A 19,854-nucleotide genomic window follows, 5' to 3' on the forward strand; every position below is an offset into this window, starting at 1 on the left:
TGAATGCAAATTGATGAACCACAAATCTGACGAAGAAATACTGGAACTTTTTAGTGATAAGAATACACAAAATCAGGCATTTTCCTTCTTGGTGAAGAAATACCAGGAAAGATTATATTGGCAAATCAGAAAAATTGTTCTTTTGCACGACGACTCTGATGACGTTTTGCAAAATACTTTTGTGAAAATATGGAAAGGTTTACAAAACTTCAGATCCGACTCTCAGTTATTTACCTGGATGTTTCGGATTGCTACAAATGAGGCCTTAACTTTTATAAAAGAAAAGGAAAAAAAATATTTGGGATACTCAAATAGCGAAGTTGAAAATATACTTTTAGCAAATTTAGAGGCAGATCCTTATTTTGATGGAAACAAAGCTCAACTGGAATTGCAAAAAGCAATCCTGCAGCTGCCTGAAAAACAACGTTTGGTATTTAATATGAAATATTTCGATGATTTAAAATATAACGAAATGTCTGAAATTTTAGAAACTTCAGTCGGAGCCTTAAAAGCTTCCTACCATCATGCCGTTAAAAAAATCGAATCACTTTTGAAGCTAAACGAAGTGTAAATTAAACCAATTACTATTCAGACAGTCTAAATACTATAAGAAAACATGAATAATCTGTTGAACATGAAAAACGATCAACCATTTAAAGTTCCTGAGGATTACTTTGAAAACCTAAGCGATCGGGTTCAGGAAAAAATTATAACGGAAAAAAATCCGAATAAAAGACTGATACAAGTATTAAAACCATACTTCTGGATGGCAGCCAGTGTCGTTGGGATTCTTTTTATTGCTAAAATTGTACTGATCAACTCTGTTCCCTCCGATTACAAAATTCAACAGTTTTCGCAAACAGAAAATACGGCTGTTGATACTCAAAGTACAAGTCTGGATGAACTTAATTGGTTCTCAGATGAAACCTCTGAGCCTACATCTGATGAAATAATTGAATACCTTTCGGATTTTGACATTGATTCTGAATCTTTATTAGCAAACTTATAACAGGCCAGACATGAAACGAATTTTAATCCTATTAACACTTGTTGTTAGCTTTAGTTACTTATGCATTGCACAGGAAAGAGAACATGGTATGCACAATCAGATGAGTGAACGATTCGAAGCACAAAAAATCTCTTTCATCACTCAAAAATTAGAATTAACACCTGATGAAGCTCAAGTATTTTGGCCACTTTACAATGAATTGGAAAAAAAGAGAAAAGAAAACAGAGACCAAGGCAGAATTCTTTTCAGAAAACTACGCAACAACTCTGCAGAATTATCTGATAAAGAATTAGGCGATCTTAGTGACGAACTGATTGAGCTTAAATTGCAGGAAGCAAAGCTTCAAAAAGAATACCATCTAAAATATAAAAAGATACTCCCCGCAAAAAAAATCCTTACTCTTTATCATACCGAAAGGCAATTTCAAAACATGCTTTTAAAACAAATAAAAGAACGTGGTAAACATCCACACGAAAAACAAAATTAAAAGTAAGGGCTGTAAATGTAAAATTTACAGCCCTTTTATATTTGACTTGAATAATTTTTACTCTTATGATAATCTTTCGATCAACTGATCCGGAGTTAATTTTTCCTGATCTCCGCTTTCCATATTCTTTAAACTAACAACACCTTCCTCTACTTCAGACTCTCCTACCAAAATTACAAAAGGAATGTTTTTATTATTGGCATAAGTCATCTGCTTTTTCATTTTAGAAGAATCAGGATAAATCTCAGCATTAATTCCTTTTGCCCTTAACTTAGCCAGGATTGGCAAACAAAATGCTTCTTCTTTTTCACCAAAATTGATAAACAATACTTTCGTTGTTATACCCGTATTTGAAGGAAACTTATCCATTTGCTCCAATACATCGTAAATTCGATCGGCACCAAAAGAAATACCAACTCCCGAAACGTCTTTCAATCCAAAAATTCCGGTTAAATCGTCGTAACGTCCTCCTCCCGTGATGCTCCCAAATTCCATATCTTTCGATTTCACTTCGAAAATAGCTCCAGTGTAATAATTCAATCCTCTGGCCAGAGTTAAATCCAATTCAACTTCAGTTTGTACATCAAGCTGCGATAAATAAGTAAAAACTGTTTCCAGTTCCTCGATCCCTTTCATTCCAATTTCTGATGAAGAAAGAAGCTCCTTTAATTTAGCCAGTTTCTCCGAATTTGAACCCGACAATAATATAATTGGCTGCAATGTATCAATAGCTTCCTGAGAAATTCCTTTGTCAGCCAATTCCTTATTCACATTCTCCAAACCGATTTTATCCAACTTGTCGATTGCAACAGTGATATCAACAATTTTTTCAGCCTCTCCAATAATCTCAGCAATTCCTGCCAAAATTTTTCGGTTATTCAACTTTACAACTACATTCAACTGAAGTCTTTTGTAAACCTGATCAACAATCTGAATTAATTCAACTTCATTTAAAAGAGAATTGCTGCCAATCACATCAACATCACATTGAAAAAATTCACGGTAGCGCCCTTTCTGAGGTCTGTCTGCTCTCCAAACCGGTTGAATCTGATAACGCTTAAAAGGGAAATCAATTTCGTTACGATGCTGTACAACGTAACGCGCAAAAGGCACTGTCAGGTCATAACGAAGTCCTTTTTCACTTATTTTTGTGGTTAATTTTACCGAATTCTTCTCTCGAATTTGATCTTCATTTATTTTTGATAGAAAATCGCCCGAATTCAGCACTTTAAACAATAGTTTGTCTCCCTCTTCTCCATATTTTCCCATTAGAGTAGACAAATTTTCCATTGATGGTGTTTCTATCGGCATAAAACCATATAACTGAAACACCTCTTTTATGGTATCAAAAATATAGTTTCTCTTTACCATTTCAACAGGAGAGAAATCTCTCGTCCCTTTAGGAATAGACGGTTTTTGAGCCATTTTTAAGTCTTTATTTTGGTTATTTTATTAGAGCTACAAAATTATCAAATTATTTGACAGATACCACAACATTCTAATACGATCTGTATTTAACATGCAAAACAGAACAACTATTTTAACTATGTCCTTTTTATCCGGCGAAGTATATTAGCAAAAAAATCGACTAGAAGCCCTAAAACAAATGGATAATACCACAGTTTAAAATCAATCACAAAAAGAAGAAATATTGAGATCAGAAATAAAAAATTTACCGATAATTTCAAATAATCAAAAGTCCACCAATCCGCAATGCTTTTATAAAACAAAAACCTAATCTGAACGCCTGAATACAACAGTAATCCAATTGTAAATAAAATTTCGCCGTAGGACAAATGATTTAGTAAGCGGATACCTCCCAAAACAATAAAGACAATCCCAACATAGTAGATTGTCTTATAACCAGAAAAAGATTTCATTCTTTCAATTTAGAAATTTAATACTCAGAGGATATTGGTAATCTTCCCCATTTAAAGTTTTTACAATCGCAATAACAACAAAAATCAAATTTAGCAAAGCAAGTCCAATCAGCAATAAAATTCCAATTCCTACAAAAACTAATATTGCGGACACAAAAATGTATATACACATCGATATCTGAAAATTAATTGATTTTTTTCCCTCTTGATCAACCAGTTCTGAATAGTCCTTTTTCATCGACCATAAAATGAGTGGCCCTATTACATTACCAAAAGGAATTATAACTCCGGAAAATGATGCTAAATGGCAGAACATTGCCCAATTTTTCTCATCGGTTGGGGTTGCAAATTGATTCATGGAAATCGAATTAAGTGATAAATTATTTTGTTCCATCAAGTTACAAAAACAAAGGGAAGAAAACCAATCCGGCTTCTTCCCTTTTTAGTCACTAGTCTGCAATTAGTTTTTTATATCTTATCCGCTTAGGACCTTCATCGCCCATTCGCTTTTTCCTATTGATTTCGTAATCGGAATATCCACCTTCAAAAAACTGAACATGGGAATTGCCTTCAAATGCTAAAATATGTGTTGCAATACGATCCAAAAACCATCGGTCATGTGAAATCACCACTGCGCAGCCGGCAAAGTTTTCCAAACCTTCTTCCAAAGCCCGAAGTGTATTTACATCAATATCATTGGTTGGTTCATCCAAAAGTAAAACATTAGCCTCTTCTTTTAAAGTCAGAGCCAAATGTAAGCGGTTACGCTCTCCCCCAGATAATACACCGCATTTCTTTTCCTGATCGGCACCATTAAAATTAAAACGGCCAACATAAGCCCGTGCATTTACTGTTCGTCCTCCAACATTAATCAAATCACCTCCACCGGAGATCACCTCATAAACAGATTTTTCCGGATCGATATCAGCATGCTGCTGATCAACATATCCTACTTTTACGGTCTCTCCTACCTCAAAAGTTCCTTTATCCGGTTTCTCAAGATCCATAATCATCCTGAAAAGCGTCGTTTTACCTGCTCCATTGGGTCCAATAACCCCAACGATTCCTGCCGGCGGTAATTCAAATTCCAAATCATCAAATAACAACTTATTTCCGAATGCCTTTGAAACAGACTGAACCTGAATTACCTTACTTCCCAAACGCGGACCGTTAGGAATGAAGATTTCCAGCTTTTCTTCCTTCTCTTTCAAATCCTCATTCATCATACTGTCGTAAGCACTCAAACGAGCCTTACTTTTTGCCTGACGTGCTTTAGGAGCCATACGCACCCACTCCAACTCTCTTTCAAGGGTTTTACGTCGCTTACTGGCGGTTTTCTCTTCCATTGCCATACGTTTGGTCTTCTGATCCAACCAAGCGCTGTAATTACCCTTCCAGGGAATTCCTTCTCCTCTATCCAACTCGAGAATCCAACCTGCTACATTATCAAGAAAATATCTATCGTGAGTAATACTGATTACAGTTCCCTTATATTGCGCCAAATGTTGTTCCAGCCACTCCACCGATTCTGCATCCAAATGGTTGGTAGGTTCATCCAAAAGCAAAATATCCGGTTCCTGAAGTAATAATCTGCAAAGAGCAACACGTCTTCTTTCTCCTCCCGAACAATTTTTAATTAATGCATCTCCCTCCGGACAACGCAGTGCGTCCATAGCCCGTTCCAACTTTGTATCTAAATTCCATGCATCAAAATGATCAATCTTCTCCTGAAGATTTGCTTGTTCATCCATTACTGCCTGCATCTTATCCGCATCTTCAAGAACTTCCGGATCACCGAATTTTAGATTAACGGCTTCATATGCATTTAAAGCATCAACAATTTCCTGAACACCTTCCTCTACAATTTCTCGTACAGTTTTACTGTCATCCAATATTGGTTCCTGTGCCAGATAGCCAATATTATGCTCTTTCGACCAAACAACATGTCCTTCAAATGAACTTTCCAGACCGGCAATAATTTTCAAAAGAGTAGATTTACCAGAACCATTAAGACCGATAATTCCAATCTTTGCACCATAGAAAAAAGAAAGGTTTATATTATTCAGTACTTTTTTTTGTGATGAAAAGGTCTTACTGACCCTATCCATCGAAAAAATAATTTTTTTATCGTCAGCCATTATTTCGCTTTTATTTATTTCATTCAAATCTTAAACGCAAAAATAGGAAAATTGCTTTGAAAATTTATCAATTCCATTTTCTTTAGAATTCTTAATTTATAGATTGATAATCAGACTATTCTCATTTTTTAAATCAAAACTGAACATTTGTTTTTTTATTATAGTTAAAAATCGCTATTTTTAAGTATAAAATACTTTGGTTACTATGGAGAAAACAGCAAATAAAAAGCTTTCTGAATTACTTGAACAGATAGGTATTGAAACCAAGAAGAAAATATATTGGGAAGAAACACTTGATTCTGCCATTGTTGTAAAAACACATCCCAACAAAAGGAACATTCCCATAAATGAAGCAAAAATTCTATTGGTTGAAGACCAACCAAGCAATAGAAAAACGATTGAGGTTTATCTAAAACAAAAAGTTGCTAAGGTTGATATCGCCGAAAATGGAAAGCAAGCAGTAGAACTTTTCGAAAAAGAACAATACGATATTGTTTTAATGGATTTGCAAATGCCAATAATGGGAGGCATAGAAGCCTCATTACGCATGCGTAAAATTGAAGAAGAACGTGAATTTTCTATTCCGATTATTGCATTTACAGCAAATTTTTATTCCGATGATAAGGAAATATCAATTGAGGTAGGAATGGATGCTTATCTTTCTAAACCTTTCCAGTGCAAAACTCTATATGGTTTAATGCTGGAATATATTTAAAAAAAAAGTTGTTTTGGAATAAAACCAGACATAAAAAAGGGATCTTTACAGACCCCTTTTTTTAATATATATTCTAATTAAGCTTAGCAACCAAAAATTGCATTTTCACCTAATTCTTCTTCAATACGAAGTAATTGATTGTACTTAGCCATACGGTCAGAACGGCTCAAAGAACCTGTTTTGATCTGTCCAGCATTAGTAGCTACAGCAATATCAGCAATAGTAGCATCTTCAGTTTCTCCGGAACGGTGAGAAGTTACTGAAGTGTAACCAGCACGATGTGCCATTTCGATAGCATTTAAAGTCTCAGTTAAAGTTCCAATTTGGTTTACTTTAATCAAGATTGAGTTAGCAGCTTTAAGTTCGATACCTTTAGCTAAGTACTCAACATTAGTTACGAATAAATCGTCACCTACAATCTGACACTTATCACCAATAAGAGCATTTAAAGCAACCCATCCATCCCAGTCTCCTTCGTCCATACCATCTTCGATAGAATCGATAGGATACTTAGAAATCAATTCAGCCAGGTAAGCGGCTTGCTCGTTAGAATTTCTTTTAGCTCCGTTTGGTTCAAAAATACTATAGTCATACACACCATCTTTGAAGAACTCAGAAGCAGCACAGTCCATAGCAATTGAAACATCACCGCCATCTTCTTTACGTCCTGCTTTATAACCAGCATTTTTAATCGCGGTAAGAATACACTCAATAGCTTCTTCAGTTCCACCTAACATTGGAGCGAAACCTCCTTCGTCACCAACAGCAGTAGAAAGACCTTTACCTTTAAGTACTTTTGCAAGTGCGTGAAATACTTCAGCACCCATTCTTAAAGCTTCGCGGAAAGATGGAGCACCAATAGGACGGATCATAAACTCCTGAAATGCGATAGTAGCATCAGAGTGAGAACCACCATTGATAATGTTCATCATAGGAACAGGAAGTACATTTGCATTAGTACCACCAATGTAGCGATACAATGGCATACCTGAATACAATGCAGCTGCTTTAGCAGTAGCTAAAGAAACACCTAACATAGCATTCGCACCTAATTTAGATTTAGTTTTGGTACCATCAAGAGCAATCATTGCTTTATCAACAGCAACCTGGTCAGTAGCGTCCATACCAACTAATGCTTTTGCAATAACGTTATTCACGTTATCAATTGCCTTTAAGACACCTTTACCTAAGTAACGAGACTTATCGCCATCACGTAGTTCTAAAGCTTCGTTTTCACCAGTAGAAGCTCCTGAAGGAACACCGGCACGACCCATAAAACCACTAGCAAGAGTTACTTCAACTTCGATAGTAGGATTTCCTCGTGAATCAAGAATTTCACGACCATGAATGTTTACAATTTCTGACATAACTTTCGGATATTAAAAGTTTTACTGATTTATTTATACGATTAAATGCAATCGTATGCAATTTCTATAGGGTACTAAAAAAGGGATAAAGATTTAACTTTACCCCCTTTTTTATCTTAGAAAGGAAGCTTATTCTTCTTCCTTTTTAATTTCTTCTGTCGCAGTTTCCGGAGCTTCAGGTGCTTTTTCGGTCTTAACCGCTTCAGCTTTTACTTCTGATACTTCAGTTGCTACTTGTCCTGAAGCTTTAGAACCACCACGTTTTCTACGTGTCGATTTTTTAGCTACAGCTTTCTTTTCAGTCAAGTAAGTTTCATTGAAATCAACCAATTCTACAATACACATCTCTGCATTATCACCTAAACGATTACCAGTTTTTAAAATTCTGGTATAACCACCGTTACGGTTAGTAATTTTTGGTGAAACTTCTCTAAACAACTCAGTAACTGCTTCTTTTTGCTTTAAATAACCAAAAACAATACGTCTTGAGTGAGTAGAATCAACTTTACTTTTTGAAATTAGAGGCTCAACATACATTTTCAAAGCTTTCGCCTTAGCAGTAGTAGTCGAGATTCTTTTATGCAAAATCAAAGAAGAAGCCATATTTGAAAGCATCGCTTTTCTATGTGCTGTTTTTCTTCCTAAATGATTAAATTTCTTTCTATGTCTCATTTTCCCTTATTCCTTATCTAATTTATACTTAGAAATATCCATACCGAAAGTAAGATTCAAGGATACCAATAGATCATCCAGCTCGGTTAAGGATTTCTTACCAAAGTTTCTAAATTTCAGAAGGTCATTCCTGTTGAACTGTACTAAATCACCCAAAGTATCCACATCAGCAGCTTTCAAGCAATTCAAAGCACGCACTGAAAGATCCATATCTACCAGTTTTGTCTTCAATAGCTGACGCATATGCAAAACCTCTTCATCAAACTCCTCGTTTGCAAACTTCTCGTCAGAATCAAGAGTAATCTTTTCATCTGAGAACAACATGAAGTGATAAATAAGAATTTTTGCTGCTTCTTTTAAAGCTTCTTTTGGGTGAATTGAACCATCAGTAGTAATATCAAAAACCAATTTTTCATAGTCAGTTTTTTGCTCTACACGATAGTTTTCAACAGCATATTTAACATTCTTGATTGGTGTAAAAATTGAATCGATCGGAATCACTCCAAACTCTACATCAACAGGTTTGTTTTCAACAGAAGGTACGTATCCACGACCTTTGTTAATAGCTAAATCCATTTGCAATTTGGCAGAGCTGTCCATTTTGCAAATTACAAGCTCTGGATTCAACACTTCGAAACCTGTTAGAAACTTGTTAATATCGCCAGCTGTAAAAGTATCCTGATCCGAGATAGTCACAGTAACCAACTCGCTGTCAACCTCTTCAACTTTTTGTTTAAACCGAACTTGCTTCAGGTTCAGGATCATCTCAGTAACATCTTCGATTACTCCTGGTATTGTAGAAAATTCATGATCAACACCCTGTATTTTGATAGTCGTAATCGCAAATCCCTCTAATGAAGAAAGTAATATTCTTCTTAAGGCATTACCAATTGTTATACCATATCCAGGCTCTAATGGACGAAATTCGAATTTACCGAATTTATTGTCTGCGTCGAGCATGATAACTTTGTCCGGTTTCTGGAAAGCTAAAATTGCCATAAATTACTGATTAACTATTTATTACTTAGAATACAATTCAACGATTAACTGTTCCTTGATGTTTTCAGGAATTTCCGTTCTTTCTGGTGTATTAAGGAACTTACCACTAAGAGAGGTTTGATCCCATTCCAACCAAGATGATTGGTTATATCTAGCAGTAGATAAAGAATCGGTAATAACTTCTAAAGATTTCGATTTTTCACGAATTCCAATGATATCCCCAGCTTTTACTGAAAATGAAGGAATGTTACAAACTTGTCCGTTTACAGTTACGTGTTTATGGCTAACCAACTGACGAGCAGCTGATCTTGTTGGAGCTACACCTAATCTGAAAACTACATTGTCTAAACGACATTCTAAAAGTTGCAATAAAACTTCACCAGTAATACCTTTACTACGCGCGGCCTTTTCAAATAAGTTTGAGAATTGTTTCTCCAATACACCATAAGTGTATTTTGCTTTTTGTTTTTCCTTTAGCTGAACACCATATTCAGACATTTTCTTTCTTCTACGGCTGTTACCGTGCTGCCCAGGAGGGTAGTTTTTGTTTTCAAATGCCTTATCAGGTCCAAAAATTGCTTCACCAAATTTACGAGCAATTCTACTCTTTGGTCCAATATATCTAGCCATTACTTCTTAAATTTAAATTTTTCTAACAATAGAAACTTTGCCATAAGTTTTGAATTATAAAAGTGCCGCGTTTTTTAGAGAGGATATCAATAAAACTAATTCAAAATCTTAAACAGCATTTTTTATTAAACTCTACGTCTCTTAGGAGGACGACATCCGTTGTGTGGTAATGGAGTAACATCTACGATTTCCGCAATGTCGATTCCACATGAATTGATCGCACGAATAGCCGATTCACGACCATTTCCAGGACCTTTTACATATACTTTCACTTTTCTTAATCCAAGATCATGAGCAACTTTTCCACAGTCTGTTGCAGCTTGCTGGGCAGCATAAGGAGTGTTCTTTTTAGAACCTCTAAAACCCATTTTACCAGCTGAAGACCAAGAAATAACCTGTCCTGTGCTATTGGTTAAGGAAATGATAATATTGTTAAAAGATGAATGGATATGCGCCTGTCCTACAGGTTCAATTTTTACTACCCTCTTTTTAACTGATACTGACTTTTTTGCCATAACTTAACGATTATTTAGTCGCTTTCTTTTTGTTTGCAACTGTTTTTCTCTTACCTTTTCTAGTACGTGAGTTGTTTTTGGTTCTCTGACCACGTACTGGTAATCCAATACGGTGACGAATACCACGATAACAACCAATATCCATCAAACGCTTAATATTCAGTTGATTTAAAGAACGTAATTCACCCTCAACTTTTAAATTAGCATTAATCGCTTGACGAATACGATTAGACTCATCATCAGTCCAATCTTTTACTTGCTTATCGTAAGAAACTTCTGCTTCATCCAAAATCTGACGAGCAGCACTTCTACCGATACCGTAGATATAAGTCAAGCTAATTATCCCTCTTTTATTTTGAGGCAAATCAACTCCAACAATTCTAGCCATAAATTAAAATATTTATCTATTACAAAGTTTACTAAATTATCCTTGACGTTGCTTGAACTTAGGATTCTTTTTATTAATCACATACAAACGTCCTTTTCTTCTAACGATCTTACAATCATCAGAACGTTTCTTTACAGATGCTCTTACCTTCATTATTATTGTATTTAATTTTTATATCTAAAAGTAATGCGCCCTTTAGTAAGATCATAAGGTGACATTTCTACCTTTACCTTATCACCAGGCAAGATCTTAATGTAGTGCATTCTCATCTTACCGGAAATGTGAGCTGTTATCACATGCCCGTTTTCAAGTTCTACACGAAACATCGCATTAGATAATGCTTCGGTAATTGTACCATCTTGTTCTATTGAAGGCTGTTTAGCCATAAGCTCATTAAATTTTATTAGTTTATATCTTCAATAAATTCAAAACTGGATAAGATCTGAGCTTTTCCCTTTCGAACTACCACAGTATGTTCAAAATGTGCTGAAGGTTTTCCGTCAGCAGTAACAATTGCCCATCCATCACTATCCTGGTAAATATCTTTTTTCCCAAGATTAAACATCGGTTCAATTGCCACAACCAGTCCTTCTCTCAATTTCAATCCACGTCCTTTTTTTCCATAATTCGGAACTTGTGGATCTTCATGAAGATTTTTCCCAATTCCGTGTCCTACCATTTCTCGAACTACAGAAACTGAATTCTGTTCTGCATGCTTTTGAATAGCAAAACCTATGTCGCCTAAATGATTACCTTCAATGGCCTGCTCTACTCCTTTGTAAAGAGCCTCTTTGGTAACCTTCAACAGTTGCTGAACATCAGGAGTTACTGCCCCTACAGTAAATGTATAAGCCGAATCGCCATAAAAACCATTCAACAAAACACCACAATCACAGGAAACAACATCTCCTTCTTTCAGCTCATAGCTAGATGGAATTCCATGAACAACCTGACTGTTTATAGAAACACATAAGGTATTCGGGAATCCATCGTAACCAAGAAACCCTGGTTTACCGCCATTGTCTCTTATGTACTCCTCTGCGATTTTATCCAATCTCAAAGTTGATATTCCAGGAGCTATTTCTTTCGATATTACACCTAAAGTTTTCGCCACCAGTAAGTTGCTCATTTCAAGCCGCTCTATCTCTTCCTCTGTTTTGTGAAAAATCATTGCAAAGAAAGCAAAAATATTTTAATAAGCAGCAACTCCTCCCGGAGATTTACCTTTTATTCTACCAGACTTCATTAATCCATCATAGTGACGCATCAAAAGATGACTCTCGATTTGCTGTAAAGTATCCAATACAACTCCTACTAAAATCAATAAAGAAGTACCGCCATAAAAATGTGCAAATTGATTATTTACTCCGGCAATCATTGCGAATGCAGGCAAAATTGCAACCAAACCTAAAAATATAGATCCCGGCAAAGTTATTCTAGACATTACAGTGTCTAAAAAATCGATTGTTTTCTTACCAGGCTTAATTCCCGGAATAAATCCACCGTTCTTTTTCATATCCTCAGCCATTTGCGTTGGATTTACTGTAATTGCAGTATAGAAATAAGTAAATAATACAATCATTACAAAGAATAAAGCATTGTAATAGAATCCAGTAAAATTGGATAAAGCTGCAGCTACTCCAGTTAACGCATCAGAACTTGCATAGTTAACAAACGCCATTGGTAAAAACATAATTGCCTGAGCAAAAATGATTGGCATTACACCAGCAGCATTCACTTTTAAAGGAATGTACTGGCGAACCCCACCATATTGTTTGTTTCCTACGATTCGTTTTGCATACTGCACAGGTATCTTTCTTGTTCCCTGAACTAACAAAATTGTTGCTGCAAAAACAAGGAATAAAACTACGATCTCTAAAACCAATAGAATTAAACCTCCTCCTTGACCTTCAATTTTTGAAAGCAATTCTGCAAAGAATGAGAATGGTAATCTTGCAATAATACCGATCATAATAATGATAGAAATACCGTTACCAATTCCTTTATCGGTAATCTTTTCTCCTAACCACATAATGAACATCGATCCTGCTGCAAGAATCATCACAGAAGATACCGTAAATAATGTACCTTTAAGAATAAAGGCTGTTTCAGGCAATTGTGAATGTAAGTTTAATAGATATCCTGGTGCTTGAAGTACAAGAATTATAACTGTTAGATACCTTGTAATCTGGTTGATTTTACGAGTACCGCTTTCTCCCTCTTTCTGTAACTTCTGAAAATAAGGAACCGCAATTCCCATTAACTGAATTACAATAGAAGCCGAGATATAAGGCATGATTCCTAAAGCGAAGATGGATGCATTCGAAAATGCTCCTCCTGAAAACATATCTAATAATCCCAAAACTCCGTCTTGAGTTTGCGTTTTTAACGCGCCTAACTGTGCAGGGTCTACCCCTGGCAAAACTACCATGGTACCTAAACGATACACTAACACAAGACCGAGAGTAGTTAAGATTCTAGATCTTAAATCCTCAATCTTCCAGATGTTCTTCAATGTTTCTATTAAACCTTTCATATCTAAACTTACAATTTAACAACTGTTCCTTCGACTGCTTCAATCGCGGCAATAGCCGATTTTGAGAATGCGTGAGCTTTTACTTCCAGCTTCGCAGTAATAGTTCCATGTCCTAAAATCTTAACATTGTCGTTCTTTGACACCATACCTGCTGCCATCAAAACTTCCTGGTCGATCGTAGTAATGTTATTCTTTTCTGCTAAGGCCTGTAAAACTTCAACATTAATAGCTTTGTATTCTTTTCTATTAACGTTTTTAAATCCAAACTTAGGAACTCTTCGTTGTAAAGGCATTTGACCACCTTCGAAACCAACTTTTTTAGAGTATCCAGATCTTGACTTCGCACCCTTATGTCCTCTGGTTGAAGTTCCTCCTCTTCCAGATCCTTGTCCGCGACCAATTCTTTTTGAAGTCTTGGTTGATCCTTCTGCGGGTTTTAAGTTACTTAAGTCCATATCTATTTAATACTAAATATTAACAATAATTATTCTACAACGGAAACAAGGTGTTGTACTTTAGCCACCATACCTTTAATCTGAGGTGTAGCTTCATGTTCAACAGTTGCATTGATCTTGTTTAATCCCAATGCTTCCAAGGTTTTCTTTTGGCGATCAGTGCTTCCAATTTTGCTCTTTACCTGAGTAATTTTAATCTTAGCCATTTCCTTATTTGTTAACCGTTAAACACTTTATCTAATGATACACCTCTGTGTTCAGCAACGGTATGAGCATCTCTTAATTCAGCCAATGCACCAATTGTCGCTTTTACAAGGTTATGTGGGTTTGATGAGCCTTTTGATTTAGCAAGTACATCGGTTACACCAACACTCTCTAATACAGCACGCATAGCACCACCAGCTTTTACTCCGGTACCATGAGAAGCAGGCTTAATGAAAACCTCTGCTCCGCCAAATCGTGAAAGTTGTTCGTGAGGAATAGTTCCTTTGTAAACCGGCACTTTGATTAAATTTTTCTTAGCTGCATCAACACCTTTTGAAATAGCGGTGGTTACTTCGTTTGCTTTACCAAGTCCCCAACCTACTAATCCATTTTCATTTCCTACAACAACAATTGCAGAAAAGCTGAAGGTTCTACCCCCCTTTGTTACTTTTGTAACACGATTAATAGCAACAAGCCTATCTTTAAGATCTGCATCGCTAGTTTTAATGTTTTTATTATCTGCCATAATTATTAAAATTTAAGGCCACTATTACGAGCAGCGTCCGCTAAAGATTTAATTCTACCATGGTATAGATAACCATTTCTATCGAATACAACACTAGTAATACCGGCTGCAACTGCTTTTTCTGCAATTGCTTTACCTACTAGCTCAGCTTGTTCAAGCTTAGTTGTAGTTTTCTCAGCGATTTCTTTAATCAAAGAGGAAGTTGCAACTATAGTTTGTCCTGATAAATCATCAATAATTTGTACTGAAATCTGCTTGTTAGAGCGAAAAACTGACATTCTAGGTCTTTCAGCAGTTCCAGCAATTGACTTACGAATTCTTCTTTTAATTCTAAGTCTTCTATCTTGCTTAGTTAAAGCCATAATTTACTGTTTTAAGAAATTATTTACCCGCAGATTTACCAGCTTTTCTTCTTAGCTGTTCACCAACAAATTTAACACCTTTACCTTTGTATGGCTCAGGTTTTCTGAATGATCTGATTTTAGCCGCTACCTGACCAATAAGCTGCTTATCACAACTCTCTAATGTAATGATCGGGTTTGCACGCTTTTCAGTTACTGCAGTTACTTGAACCTCCGGAGCAATTTCCATGTGAATAAGATGGGAATAACCCAAAGCTAATTCCAAAAGTTGACCTTTTGAAGTAGCACGGAATCCCACACCAACAAGTTCTTGCTGTAATTTATAACCTTCAGCTACACCAAATACCATGTTGTTCATCAACGAGCGATACAAGCCATGCATGGCTTTGTGTCTCTTTTGCTCTGATGGACGTTCCAATACTACTGTATTTTCTTCAACAGATACCTTGATGTCAACATCAATTTGTTGTGTTAATTCACCTTTAGGCCCTTTAACCGTTACTGAATTATCTTTATTCACCGTTACGCTTACTCCTGCAGGCAAATTGATAGGTAATTTTCCAATTCGTGACATTTCTATCCTCCTTTATTAATAAACGTAACACAATATTTCGCCACCAACGTTTTTCTGACGAGCTTCCTTGTCTGTCATTACTCCTTGCGAAGTAGAGAGAATTGCAATTCCCAAACCGTTTAGTACACGTGGTAATTCAGCCGCTCCACAATATTTTCTCAAACCAGGCTTACTCACCCTTTTAAGATTTTTGATCGCGGAAATTTTTGTCTCAGGATTGTATTTCAAAGCAATTTTAATAGTGCCTTGAACTCCGTCATCAACAAACTTGTAATTAAGGATATAACCTTTATCCTTAAGAATTTTTGTCATTTCTTTTTTCACGTTAGATGCAGGAACGTCAACCACTTTGTGATTGGCCATAATCCCGTTTCTTAGACGTGTAAGAAAATCTGCTATTGGATCTGTCATTTTAAAAAAATTAAATTGATCCCGATTGCTCGGGACAATATTTAACAAAATTGTTTTACAAACTAATCTGCTTACCAACTTGCCTTCTTAATACCTGGAATTAATCCAGAAGAAGCCATTTCACGAAAAGTGATACGACTAATTCCGAATTGTCTCATGTATCCTTTAGGACGACCAGTAAGTTTACATCTGTTATGCAATCTTACAGGAGAAGAATTTTTTGGCAAACGACTAAGTCCGATGTAATCGCCTTCCTCCTTAAGTTGAGCTCTTTTTGCTGCGTATTTTTCAACAAGCTTTTGACGCTTAACTTCGCGAGCTTTCATTGATTCTTTAGCCATCGTCTTATTTTTTTAGGTTTTTAAATGGTAAGCCAAACTCCTTTAATAAAGCAAAAGCTTCCTCATCAGTTTTAGCAGTTGTAACGAAGGTAATATTCATACCCATTATTTTGTTTACTTCATCCAAAACAATTTCTGGGAAAATAATTTGCTCTTCGATACCTAAGGTATAGTTTCCTCTACCATCAAGTTTACCGTTAATACCTTTAAAGTCACGGATACGAGGCAAAGCAACACGCACTAATTTCTCAAGAAATTCGTACATACGCTCACGACGTAAAGTTACAGTTGTACCAACCGGCATCCCTTTACGAAGCTTAAAGTTCGAAATATCTTTCGAAGAAAGAGTTTGAACTGCCTTCTGACCAGTGATAGAAGTCATTTCGTTTACCGAAAATTCCAAAATCTTCTTATCAGCAATAGCCGAACCAACACCCTGATTAATTACTATTTTCGTTAATTTAGGTGCTTGCATTACAGATTTGTAATTAAATTCCTTCATTAAAGAAGGAATTACTTCTTCTGTATATTGTTTTTTAAGAGTAGGTATATAGCTCATTACTTAATCTCCTCCCCTGACTTTTTAGAATATCTAACTAATTTATTGTCATCACCCAAACGTCTACCAACACGGGTAGCCTTTCCGGTTGAAGCATCTTTCACATTCAAATTAGAAATGTGAATTCCTGCCTCCTTTTTAACAATACCGCCCTGAGGATTTTCAGCATTAGGCTTAGTATGTTTAGAAATCATATTAGCTCCTTCAACAATTGCTCGTTGCTTATCTACTAATACTTCTAATACTTTACCTTCCATACCTTTAGATTCCCCTGAGTTTACAATAACGGTATCACCTTTTTTAATATGTAATTTTTTTCGCATTGTTCTAGGTTTTCAAAGATTATAAAACTTCTGGTGCCAGAGAAACGATCTTCATATCAGTATCGCGTAATTCTCTTGCAACAGGTCCAAAAATACGGGTTCCTCTCATTTCACCAGTTGTATTCAATAATACACATGCGTTATCATCGAAGCGAATATAGGATCCGTCTGGTCTTCTAATCTCTTTTTTGGTGCGAACAACAACCGCTTTTGTAACTGTTCCTTTTTTCATATCGGAACCGGCTATAGCATTCTTTACGGTAACAACAATTTTGTCCCCAATCGAAGCATAACGCTTTTTAGTACCGCCCAACACACGGATACAAAGTACTTCTTTGGCTCCGCTGTTATCAGCAACTATTAGTCTACTTTCTGTTTGTATCATGTTTACTTAGCTCTTTCAATAATTTCAACTAATCTCCAACTCTTATTCTTACTAATAGGTCGGGTTTCCATGATTTTTACGGTGTCACCTTCATTACAGGTGTTTTCTTCGTCATGAGCAGTGAATTTCTTCGACTTGTTCACAAACTTTCCGTAAATTGGGTGCTTCTCTTTGGTATGCACAACAATAGTTATGGATTTCTCCATTTTATTGCTTACCACAACCCCGATACGTTCTTTTCTAAGATTTCTTTCCATCACTTTTTACTTATCAGTTAATTGCCTGTGACGCAACTCCGTTACAAGTCGAGCAATGTTACGTCGGGTTACCTTTATTTGCAAAGGATTTTCCAAAGGTGAAATAGCGTGATTTAGCTTGAATCGAGTTAATGTAGATCTTTCAAGATCTACCTTTTCTACTATTTCCGGTGTTGTTAACTCTTTAATTTCTGAATTCTTCATGATTAATCATTTGAATTTTCAACATAATCACGTCTTACGACAAATTTGGTAGTTACAGGTAATTTTTGAGCTGCTAAACGTAATGCTTCTTTAGCAACTTCGAAAGGTACCCCTTCACATTCGAATAACATTCTTCCTGGCGATACAGGAGCAACGAATCCTTCTGGTGAACCTTTACCTTTACCCATACGAACCTCAGCAGGTTTCTTAGTGATTGGTTTATCTGGAAAAATTCTAATCCAGATTTGACCTTGTCTTTGCATATATCGGGTTACTGCCACACGAGCAGCTTCAATTTGACGACCAGTGATCCACTTAGTTTCAAGTGATTTGATCCCAAAAGATCCGAATGCTAATTCAGTACCGCGACCGGCATTGCCTTTGATTCGTCCCTTTTGTTGTCTCCTAAATTTTGTCCTTTTTGGTTGTAACATCGTACTAATTCTTTAAAATTTAAAGACTACTTCTTTTTTCTTCTATTAAAACCACCTTTTCCTTTTGGAGCTCTTCCGTCACGCATTCCTGCGTTAGGGGTTAAGTCACGCTTACCGTAAACTTCACCTTTACAGATCCAAACTTTGATACCTAGTAAACCGTAAGTTGTTAAAGCTTCGGCTAAACAATAATCGATATCAGCTCTTAAGGTGTGTAGCGGGGTACGTCCTTCTTTGTACATTTCAGAACGAGCCATTTCAGCACCGTTCAAACGACCAGAAATCTGTATTTTTATTCCCTCTGCACCCATTCTCATAGTAGAAGCAATAGCCATCTTAATTGCACGACGATAGGCGATACGACCTTCAATTTGACGAGCAATGTTATTAGCAACGATTACGGCATCCATTTCCGGACGCTTAATTTCAAAGATGTTAATTTGTACCTCTTTGTCAGTAATCTTCTTCAACTCTTCTTTCAGCTTATCAACTTCCTGACCACCTTTTCCGATAATAATACCCGGACGTGCAGTGTTAACAGTAATAGTGATCAACTTTAGAGTTCTTTCGATGATGATTTTAGAAATACTTGCTTTTGCTAAACGAGCATTTAGGTATTTTCTAATTTTGGTATCTTCAACAAGCTTATCGCCGTAGTTTTTTCCGCCAAACCAGTTAGAATCCCATCCTCTGATGATTCCTAGTCTATTTCCGATTGGATTTACTTTTTGTCCCATTCTAACTATTGTTTAGTACTATCGGCTTCAGCTGTTTTGCTGCCCAACAATATAGTTACATGATTTGATCTCTTCTTTATTCTATGTGCTCTTCCCTGAGGGGCAGGTCTTAAACGTTTAAGGATTCTCGCTGAATCTACGCTAATCTCTTTAACGTATAATGCGCTTTCCTCAATTCTTTGCCCTTCATTCTTAGCCTGCCAATTGGCAATAGCTGAAAGCAATAGTTTTTCTACGCGATTTGATGCCTCCTTCGGACTGAAACGAAGTACATCTAAAGCTCGGTTCACCTCCATACCTCTTACCATATCGGTAACCAGTCTCATTTTGCGAGGTGAAGTAGGAACATTTCTCAAGCTAGCAAATGCTTTGCTCTTGTTTTCCTCCTTTATTTGGTTTGCTTTTATTCTTTTTCTTGCACCCATTTTTACAAATTCAAAATGTTAATTAAAACCAATGACATGCTTATCGTTTTTTCTTGTCAGCATGTCCTCTAAAAGTACGAGTTGGTGCAAATTCACCTAATTTATGTCCTACCATGTTTTCAGTAACATAAACAGGAATGAATTTGTTTCCGTTGTGCACGGCGATCGTATGACCTACGAAATCCGGAGAGATCATTGAACGTCTTGACCAGGTTTTAACAACTGTTTTTTTCCCTGATTCGTTTTGTCCCAACACTCGTCTTTCCAGCTTGAAATCGATAAAAGGTCCTTTTTTTAATGAACGACTCATAACAATCTAAT

At 36.2% G+C, this 19,854-nt stretch carries 34 protein-coding genes; 4 read left to right on the forward strand and 30 right to left on the reverse strand.

The window, feature by feature from the left end; all coding sequences use genetic code 11:
* The first annotated feature begins 13 nt into the window (after positions 1-13).
* From GQR60_RS07965 to GQR60_RS07975, 3 genes are all read left to right on the forward strand, one after another.
* The gene (locus GQR60_RS07965) at positions 14-571 is read left to right on the forward strand and encodes an RNA polymerase sigma factor (protein ID WP_124992426.1); all 558 of its coding nucleotides are present in this window, start codon (positions 14-16) and stop codon (positions 569-571) included.
* Between the two features lie 63 nt (positions 572-634).
* Entirely contained in the window at positions 635-1,009 is a 375-nt protein-coding gene (locus tag GQR60_RS07970) for a hypothetical protein (RefSeq protein WP_124992427.1), read from the forward strand.
* Positions 1,010-1,019: 10 nt separating this feature from the next.
* Positions 1,020-1,496 (forward strand): hypothetical protein, encoded by a 477-nt coding sequence (locus tag GQR60_RS07975; protein ID WP_124992428.1) that lies wholly within the window; start codon positions 1,020-1,022, stop codon positions 1,494-1,496.
* A 63-nt stretch (positions 1,497-1,559) separates the two neighbouring features.
* Here GQR60_RS07975 and hisS read toward each other — a convergent pair whose 3' ends face one another.
* From hisS to ettA, 4 genes are all read right to left on the reverse strand, one after another.
* Positions 1,560-2,921: a histidine--tRNA ligase gene (gene hisS, locus GQR60_RS07980; RefSeq protein ID WP_124992429.1), complete on the reverse strand. Its 1,362-nt coding sequence runs from the start codon at positions 2,919-2,921 to the stop codon at positions 1,560-1,562.
* A 119-nt stretch (positions 2,922-3,040) separates the two neighbouring features.
* Positions 3,041-3,376 carry a hypothetical protein gene (locus GQR60_RS07985; RefSeq protein ID WP_124992430.1) on the reverse strand — a complete coding sequence of 112 codons (336 nt, stop codon included), beginning with the start codon at positions 3,374-3,376 and terminating at the stop codon, positions 3,041-3,043.
* 4 nt (positions 3,377-3,380) lie between these two features.
* Entirely contained in the window at positions 3,381-3,734 is a 354-nt protein-coding gene (locus GQR60_RS07990; protein ID WP_124992431.1) for a DUF4870 domain-containing protein, read from the reverse strand.
* Between the two features lie 91 nt (positions 3,735-3,825).
* Positions 3,826-5,514, reverse strand: a complete 1,689-nt coding sequence (gene ettA / locus GQR60_RS07995; RefSeq protein ID WP_124992432.1) for an energy-dependent translational throttle protein EttA — start codon at positions 5,512-5,514, stop codon at positions 3,826-3,828.
* A 205-nt stretch (positions 5,515-5,719) separates the two neighbouring features.
* On the opposite strand from ettA, the gene GQR60_RS08000 reads away from it, so the two are divergent.
* Positions 5,720-6,229 carry a response regulator gene (locus GQR60_RS08000; protein WP_124992433.1) on the forward strand — a complete coding sequence of 170 codons (510 nt, stop codon included), beginning with the start codon at positions 5,720-5,722 and terminating at the stop codon, positions 6,227-6,229.
* A gap of 83 nt (positions 6,230-6,312) precedes the next feature.
* Here the strand turns inward: GQR60_RS08000 and eno are convergent, their stop codons facing one another.
* The 26 genes from eno to rpsS all read right to left on the reverse strand — a co-directional run bounded on the left by eno (position 6,313) and on the right by rpsS (position 19,843).
* Positions 6,313-7,596 (reverse strand): phosphopyruvate hydratase, encoded by a 1,284-nt coding sequence (gene eno, locus GQR60_RS08005; protein WP_124992434.1) that lies wholly within the window; start codon positions 7,594-7,596, stop codon positions 6,313-6,315.
* Between the two features lie 129 nt (positions 7,597-7,725).
* A complete protein-coding gene (rplQ, locus tag GQR60_RS20380; protein WP_124992435.1) occupies positions 7,726-8,268 on the reverse strand; it encodes a 50S ribosomal protein L17 in 543 nt (180 codons plus the stop codon).
* Between the two features lie 6 nt (positions 8,269-8,274).
* Entirely contained in the window at positions 8,275-9,267 is a 993-nt protein-coding gene (locus GQR60_RS08015; protein WP_101308175.1) for a DNA-directed RNA polymerase subunit alpha, read from the reverse strand.
* Between the two features lie 21 nt (positions 9,268-9,288).
* Positions 9,289-9,897 (reverse strand): 30S ribosomal protein S4, encoded by a 609-nt coding sequence (gene rpsD / locus GQR60_RS08020; protein WP_101308174.1) that lies wholly within the window; start codon positions 9,895-9,897, stop codon positions 9,289-9,291.
* A gap of 125 nt (positions 9,898-10,022) precedes the next feature.
* Positions 10,023-10,412, reverse strand: coding sequence for a 30S ribosomal protein S11 (gene rpsK / locus GQR60_RS08025; RefSeq protein WP_096428425.1), 390 nt, complete (start codon positions 10,410-10,412; stop codon positions 10,023-10,025).
* 10 nt (positions 10,413-10,422) lie between these two features.
* On the reverse strand, positions 10,423-10,800 hold the full coding sequence (rpsM, locus tag GQR60_RS08030) for a 30S ribosomal protein S13 (RefSeq protein ID WP_101308173.1): 378 nt from the start codon (positions 10,798-10,800) through the stop codon (positions 10,423-10,425).
* Positions 10,801-10,836: 36 nt separating this feature from the next.
* Positions 10,837-10,953 (reverse strand): type B 50S ribosomal protein L36, encoded by a 117-nt coding sequence (ykgO, locus tag GQR60_RS08035; RefSeq protein WP_101259629.1) that lies wholly within the window; start codon positions 10,951-10,953, stop codon positions 10,837-10,839.
* Between the two features lie 11 nt (positions 10,954-10,964).
* Positions 10,965-11,186 carry a translation initiation factor IF-1 gene (gene infA, locus GQR60_RS08040; RefSeq protein ID WP_054714084.1) on the reverse strand — a complete coding sequence of 74 codons (222 nt, stop codon included), beginning with the start codon at positions 11,184-11,186 and terminating at the stop codon, positions 10,965-10,967.
* Between the two features lie 17 nt (positions 11,187-11,203).
* A complete protein-coding gene (gene map / locus GQR60_RS08045) occupies positions 11,204-11,971 on the reverse strand; it encodes a type I methionyl aminopeptidase (RefSeq protein ID WP_124992436.1) in 768 nt (255 codons plus the stop codon).
* Positions 11,972-11,992: 21 nt separating this feature from the next.
* Complete coding sequence (gene secY, locus GQR60_RS08050) at positions 11,993-13,336, reverse strand: preprotein translocase subunit SecY (RefSeq protein WP_124992437.1); 1,344 nt, start codon at positions 13,334-13,336, stop codon at positions 11,993-11,995.
* A gap of 8 nt (positions 13,337-13,344) precedes the next feature.
* Complete coding sequence (gene rplO, locus GQR60_RS08055; RefSeq protein WP_101308170.1) at positions 13,345-13,791, reverse strand: 50S ribosomal protein L15; 447 nt, start codon at positions 13,789-13,791, stop codon at positions 13,345-13,347.
* 29 nt (positions 13,792-13,820) lie between these two features.
* On the reverse strand, positions 13,821-13,997 hold the full coding sequence (gene rpmD, locus GQR60_RS08060) for a 50S ribosomal protein L30 (protein ID WP_096428430.1): 177 nt from the start codon (positions 13,995-13,997) through the stop codon (positions 13,821-13,823).
* 11 nt (positions 13,998-14,008) lie between these two features.
* A complete protein-coding gene (rpsE, locus tag GQR60_RS08065) occupies positions 14,009-14,521 on the reverse strand; it encodes a 30S ribosomal protein S5 (RefSeq protein WP_101259634.1) in 513 nt (170 codons plus the stop codon).
* A gap of 5 nt (positions 14,522-14,526) precedes the next feature.
* Complete coding sequence (gene rplR / locus GQR60_RS08070) at positions 14,527-14,883, reverse strand: 50S ribosomal protein L18 (RefSeq protein ID WP_101308169.1); 357 nt, start codon at positions 14,881-14,883, stop codon at positions 14,527-14,529.
* Positions 14,884-14,902: 19 nt separating this feature from the next.
* A complete protein-coding gene (gene rplF / locus GQR60_RS08075; protein ID WP_124992438.1) occupies positions 14,903-15,457 on the reverse strand; it encodes a 50S ribosomal protein L6 in 555 nt (184 codons plus the stop codon).
* Positions 15,458-15,472: 15 nt separating this feature from the next.
* Entirely contained in the window at positions 15,473-15,868 is a 396-nt protein-coding gene (rpsH, locus tag GQR60_RS08080) for a 30S ribosomal protein S8 (RefSeq protein WP_101308167.1), read from the reverse strand.
* A 71-nt stretch (positions 15,869-15,939) separates the two neighbouring features.
* Positions 15,940-16,209 carry a 30S ribosomal protein S14 gene (gene rpsN, locus GQR60_RS08085; RefSeq protein WP_101308166.1) on the reverse strand — a complete coding sequence of 90 codons (270 nt, stop codon included), beginning with the start codon at positions 16,207-16,209 and terminating at the stop codon, positions 15,940-15,942.
* Between the two features lie 4 nt (positions 16,210-16,213).
* On the reverse strand, positions 16,214-16,768 hold the full coding sequence (gene rplE / locus GQR60_RS08090; RefSeq protein WP_124992439.1) for a 50S ribosomal protein L5: 555 nt from the start codon (positions 16,766-16,768) through the stop codon (positions 16,214-16,216).
* Complete coding sequence (rplX, locus tag GQR60_RS08095; protein WP_101259640.1) at positions 16,768-17,091, reverse strand: 50S ribosomal protein L24; 324 nt, start codon at positions 17,089-17,091, stop codon at positions 16,768-16,770. The genes rplE and rplX overlap by 1 nt, the downstream gene beginning before the upstream one ends.
* Before the next feature lie 19 nt (positions 17,092-17,110).
* Positions 17,111-17,476 (reverse strand): 50S ribosomal protein L14, encoded by a 366-nt coding sequence (gene rplN, locus GQR60_RS08100; RefSeq protein WP_101308163.1) that lies wholly within the window; start codon positions 17,474-17,476, stop codon positions 17,111-17,113.
* Positions 17,477-17,478: 2 nt separating this feature from the next.
* Positions 17,479-17,733, reverse strand: a complete 255-nt coding sequence (rpsQ, locus tag GQR60_RS08105; RefSeq protein WP_101259642.1) for a 30S ribosomal protein S17 — start codon at positions 17,731-17,733, stop codon at positions 17,479-17,481.
* A 6-nt stretch (positions 17,734-17,739) separates the two neighbouring features.
* On the reverse strand, positions 17,740-17,937 hold the full coding sequence (gene rpmC, locus GQR60_RS08110) for a 50S ribosomal protein L29 (RefSeq protein ID WP_101308162.1): 198 nt from the start codon (positions 17,935-17,937) through the stop codon (positions 17,740-17,742).
* A gap of 2 nt (positions 17,938-17,939) precedes the next feature.
* Positions 17,940-18,371 (reverse strand): 50S ribosomal protein L16, encoded by a 432-nt coding sequence (gene rplP, locus GQR60_RS08115; RefSeq protein ID WP_101308161.1) that lies wholly within the window; start codon positions 18,369-18,371, stop codon positions 17,940-17,942.
* Between the two features lie 26 nt (positions 18,372-18,397).
* Entirely contained in the window at positions 18,398-19,108 is a 711-nt protein-coding gene (gene rpsC / locus GQR60_RS08120; RefSeq protein WP_101308160.1) for a 30S ribosomal protein S3, read from the reverse strand.
* Positions 19,109-19,113: 5 nt separating this feature from the next.
* Positions 19,114-19,533, reverse strand: coding sequence for a 50S ribosomal protein L22 (gene rplV / locus GQR60_RS08125; RefSeq protein WP_101259646.1), 420 nt, complete (start codon positions 19,531-19,533; stop codon positions 19,114-19,116).
* A 40-nt stretch (positions 19,534-19,573) separates the two neighbouring features.
* Positions 19,574-19,843, reverse strand: a complete 270-nt coding sequence (gene rpsS, locus GQR60_RS08130) for a 30S ribosomal protein S19 (RefSeq protein ID WP_101308159.1) — start codon at positions 19,841-19,843, stop codon at positions 19,574-19,576.
* Positions 19,844-19,854 lie beyond the last annotated feature (11 nt).

This window comes from Labilibaculum euxinicum, assembly GCF_009795715.1.
Lineage (GTDB): Bacteria > Bacteroidota > Bacteroidia > Bacteroidales > Marinifilaceae > Labilibaculum > Labilibaculum euxinus.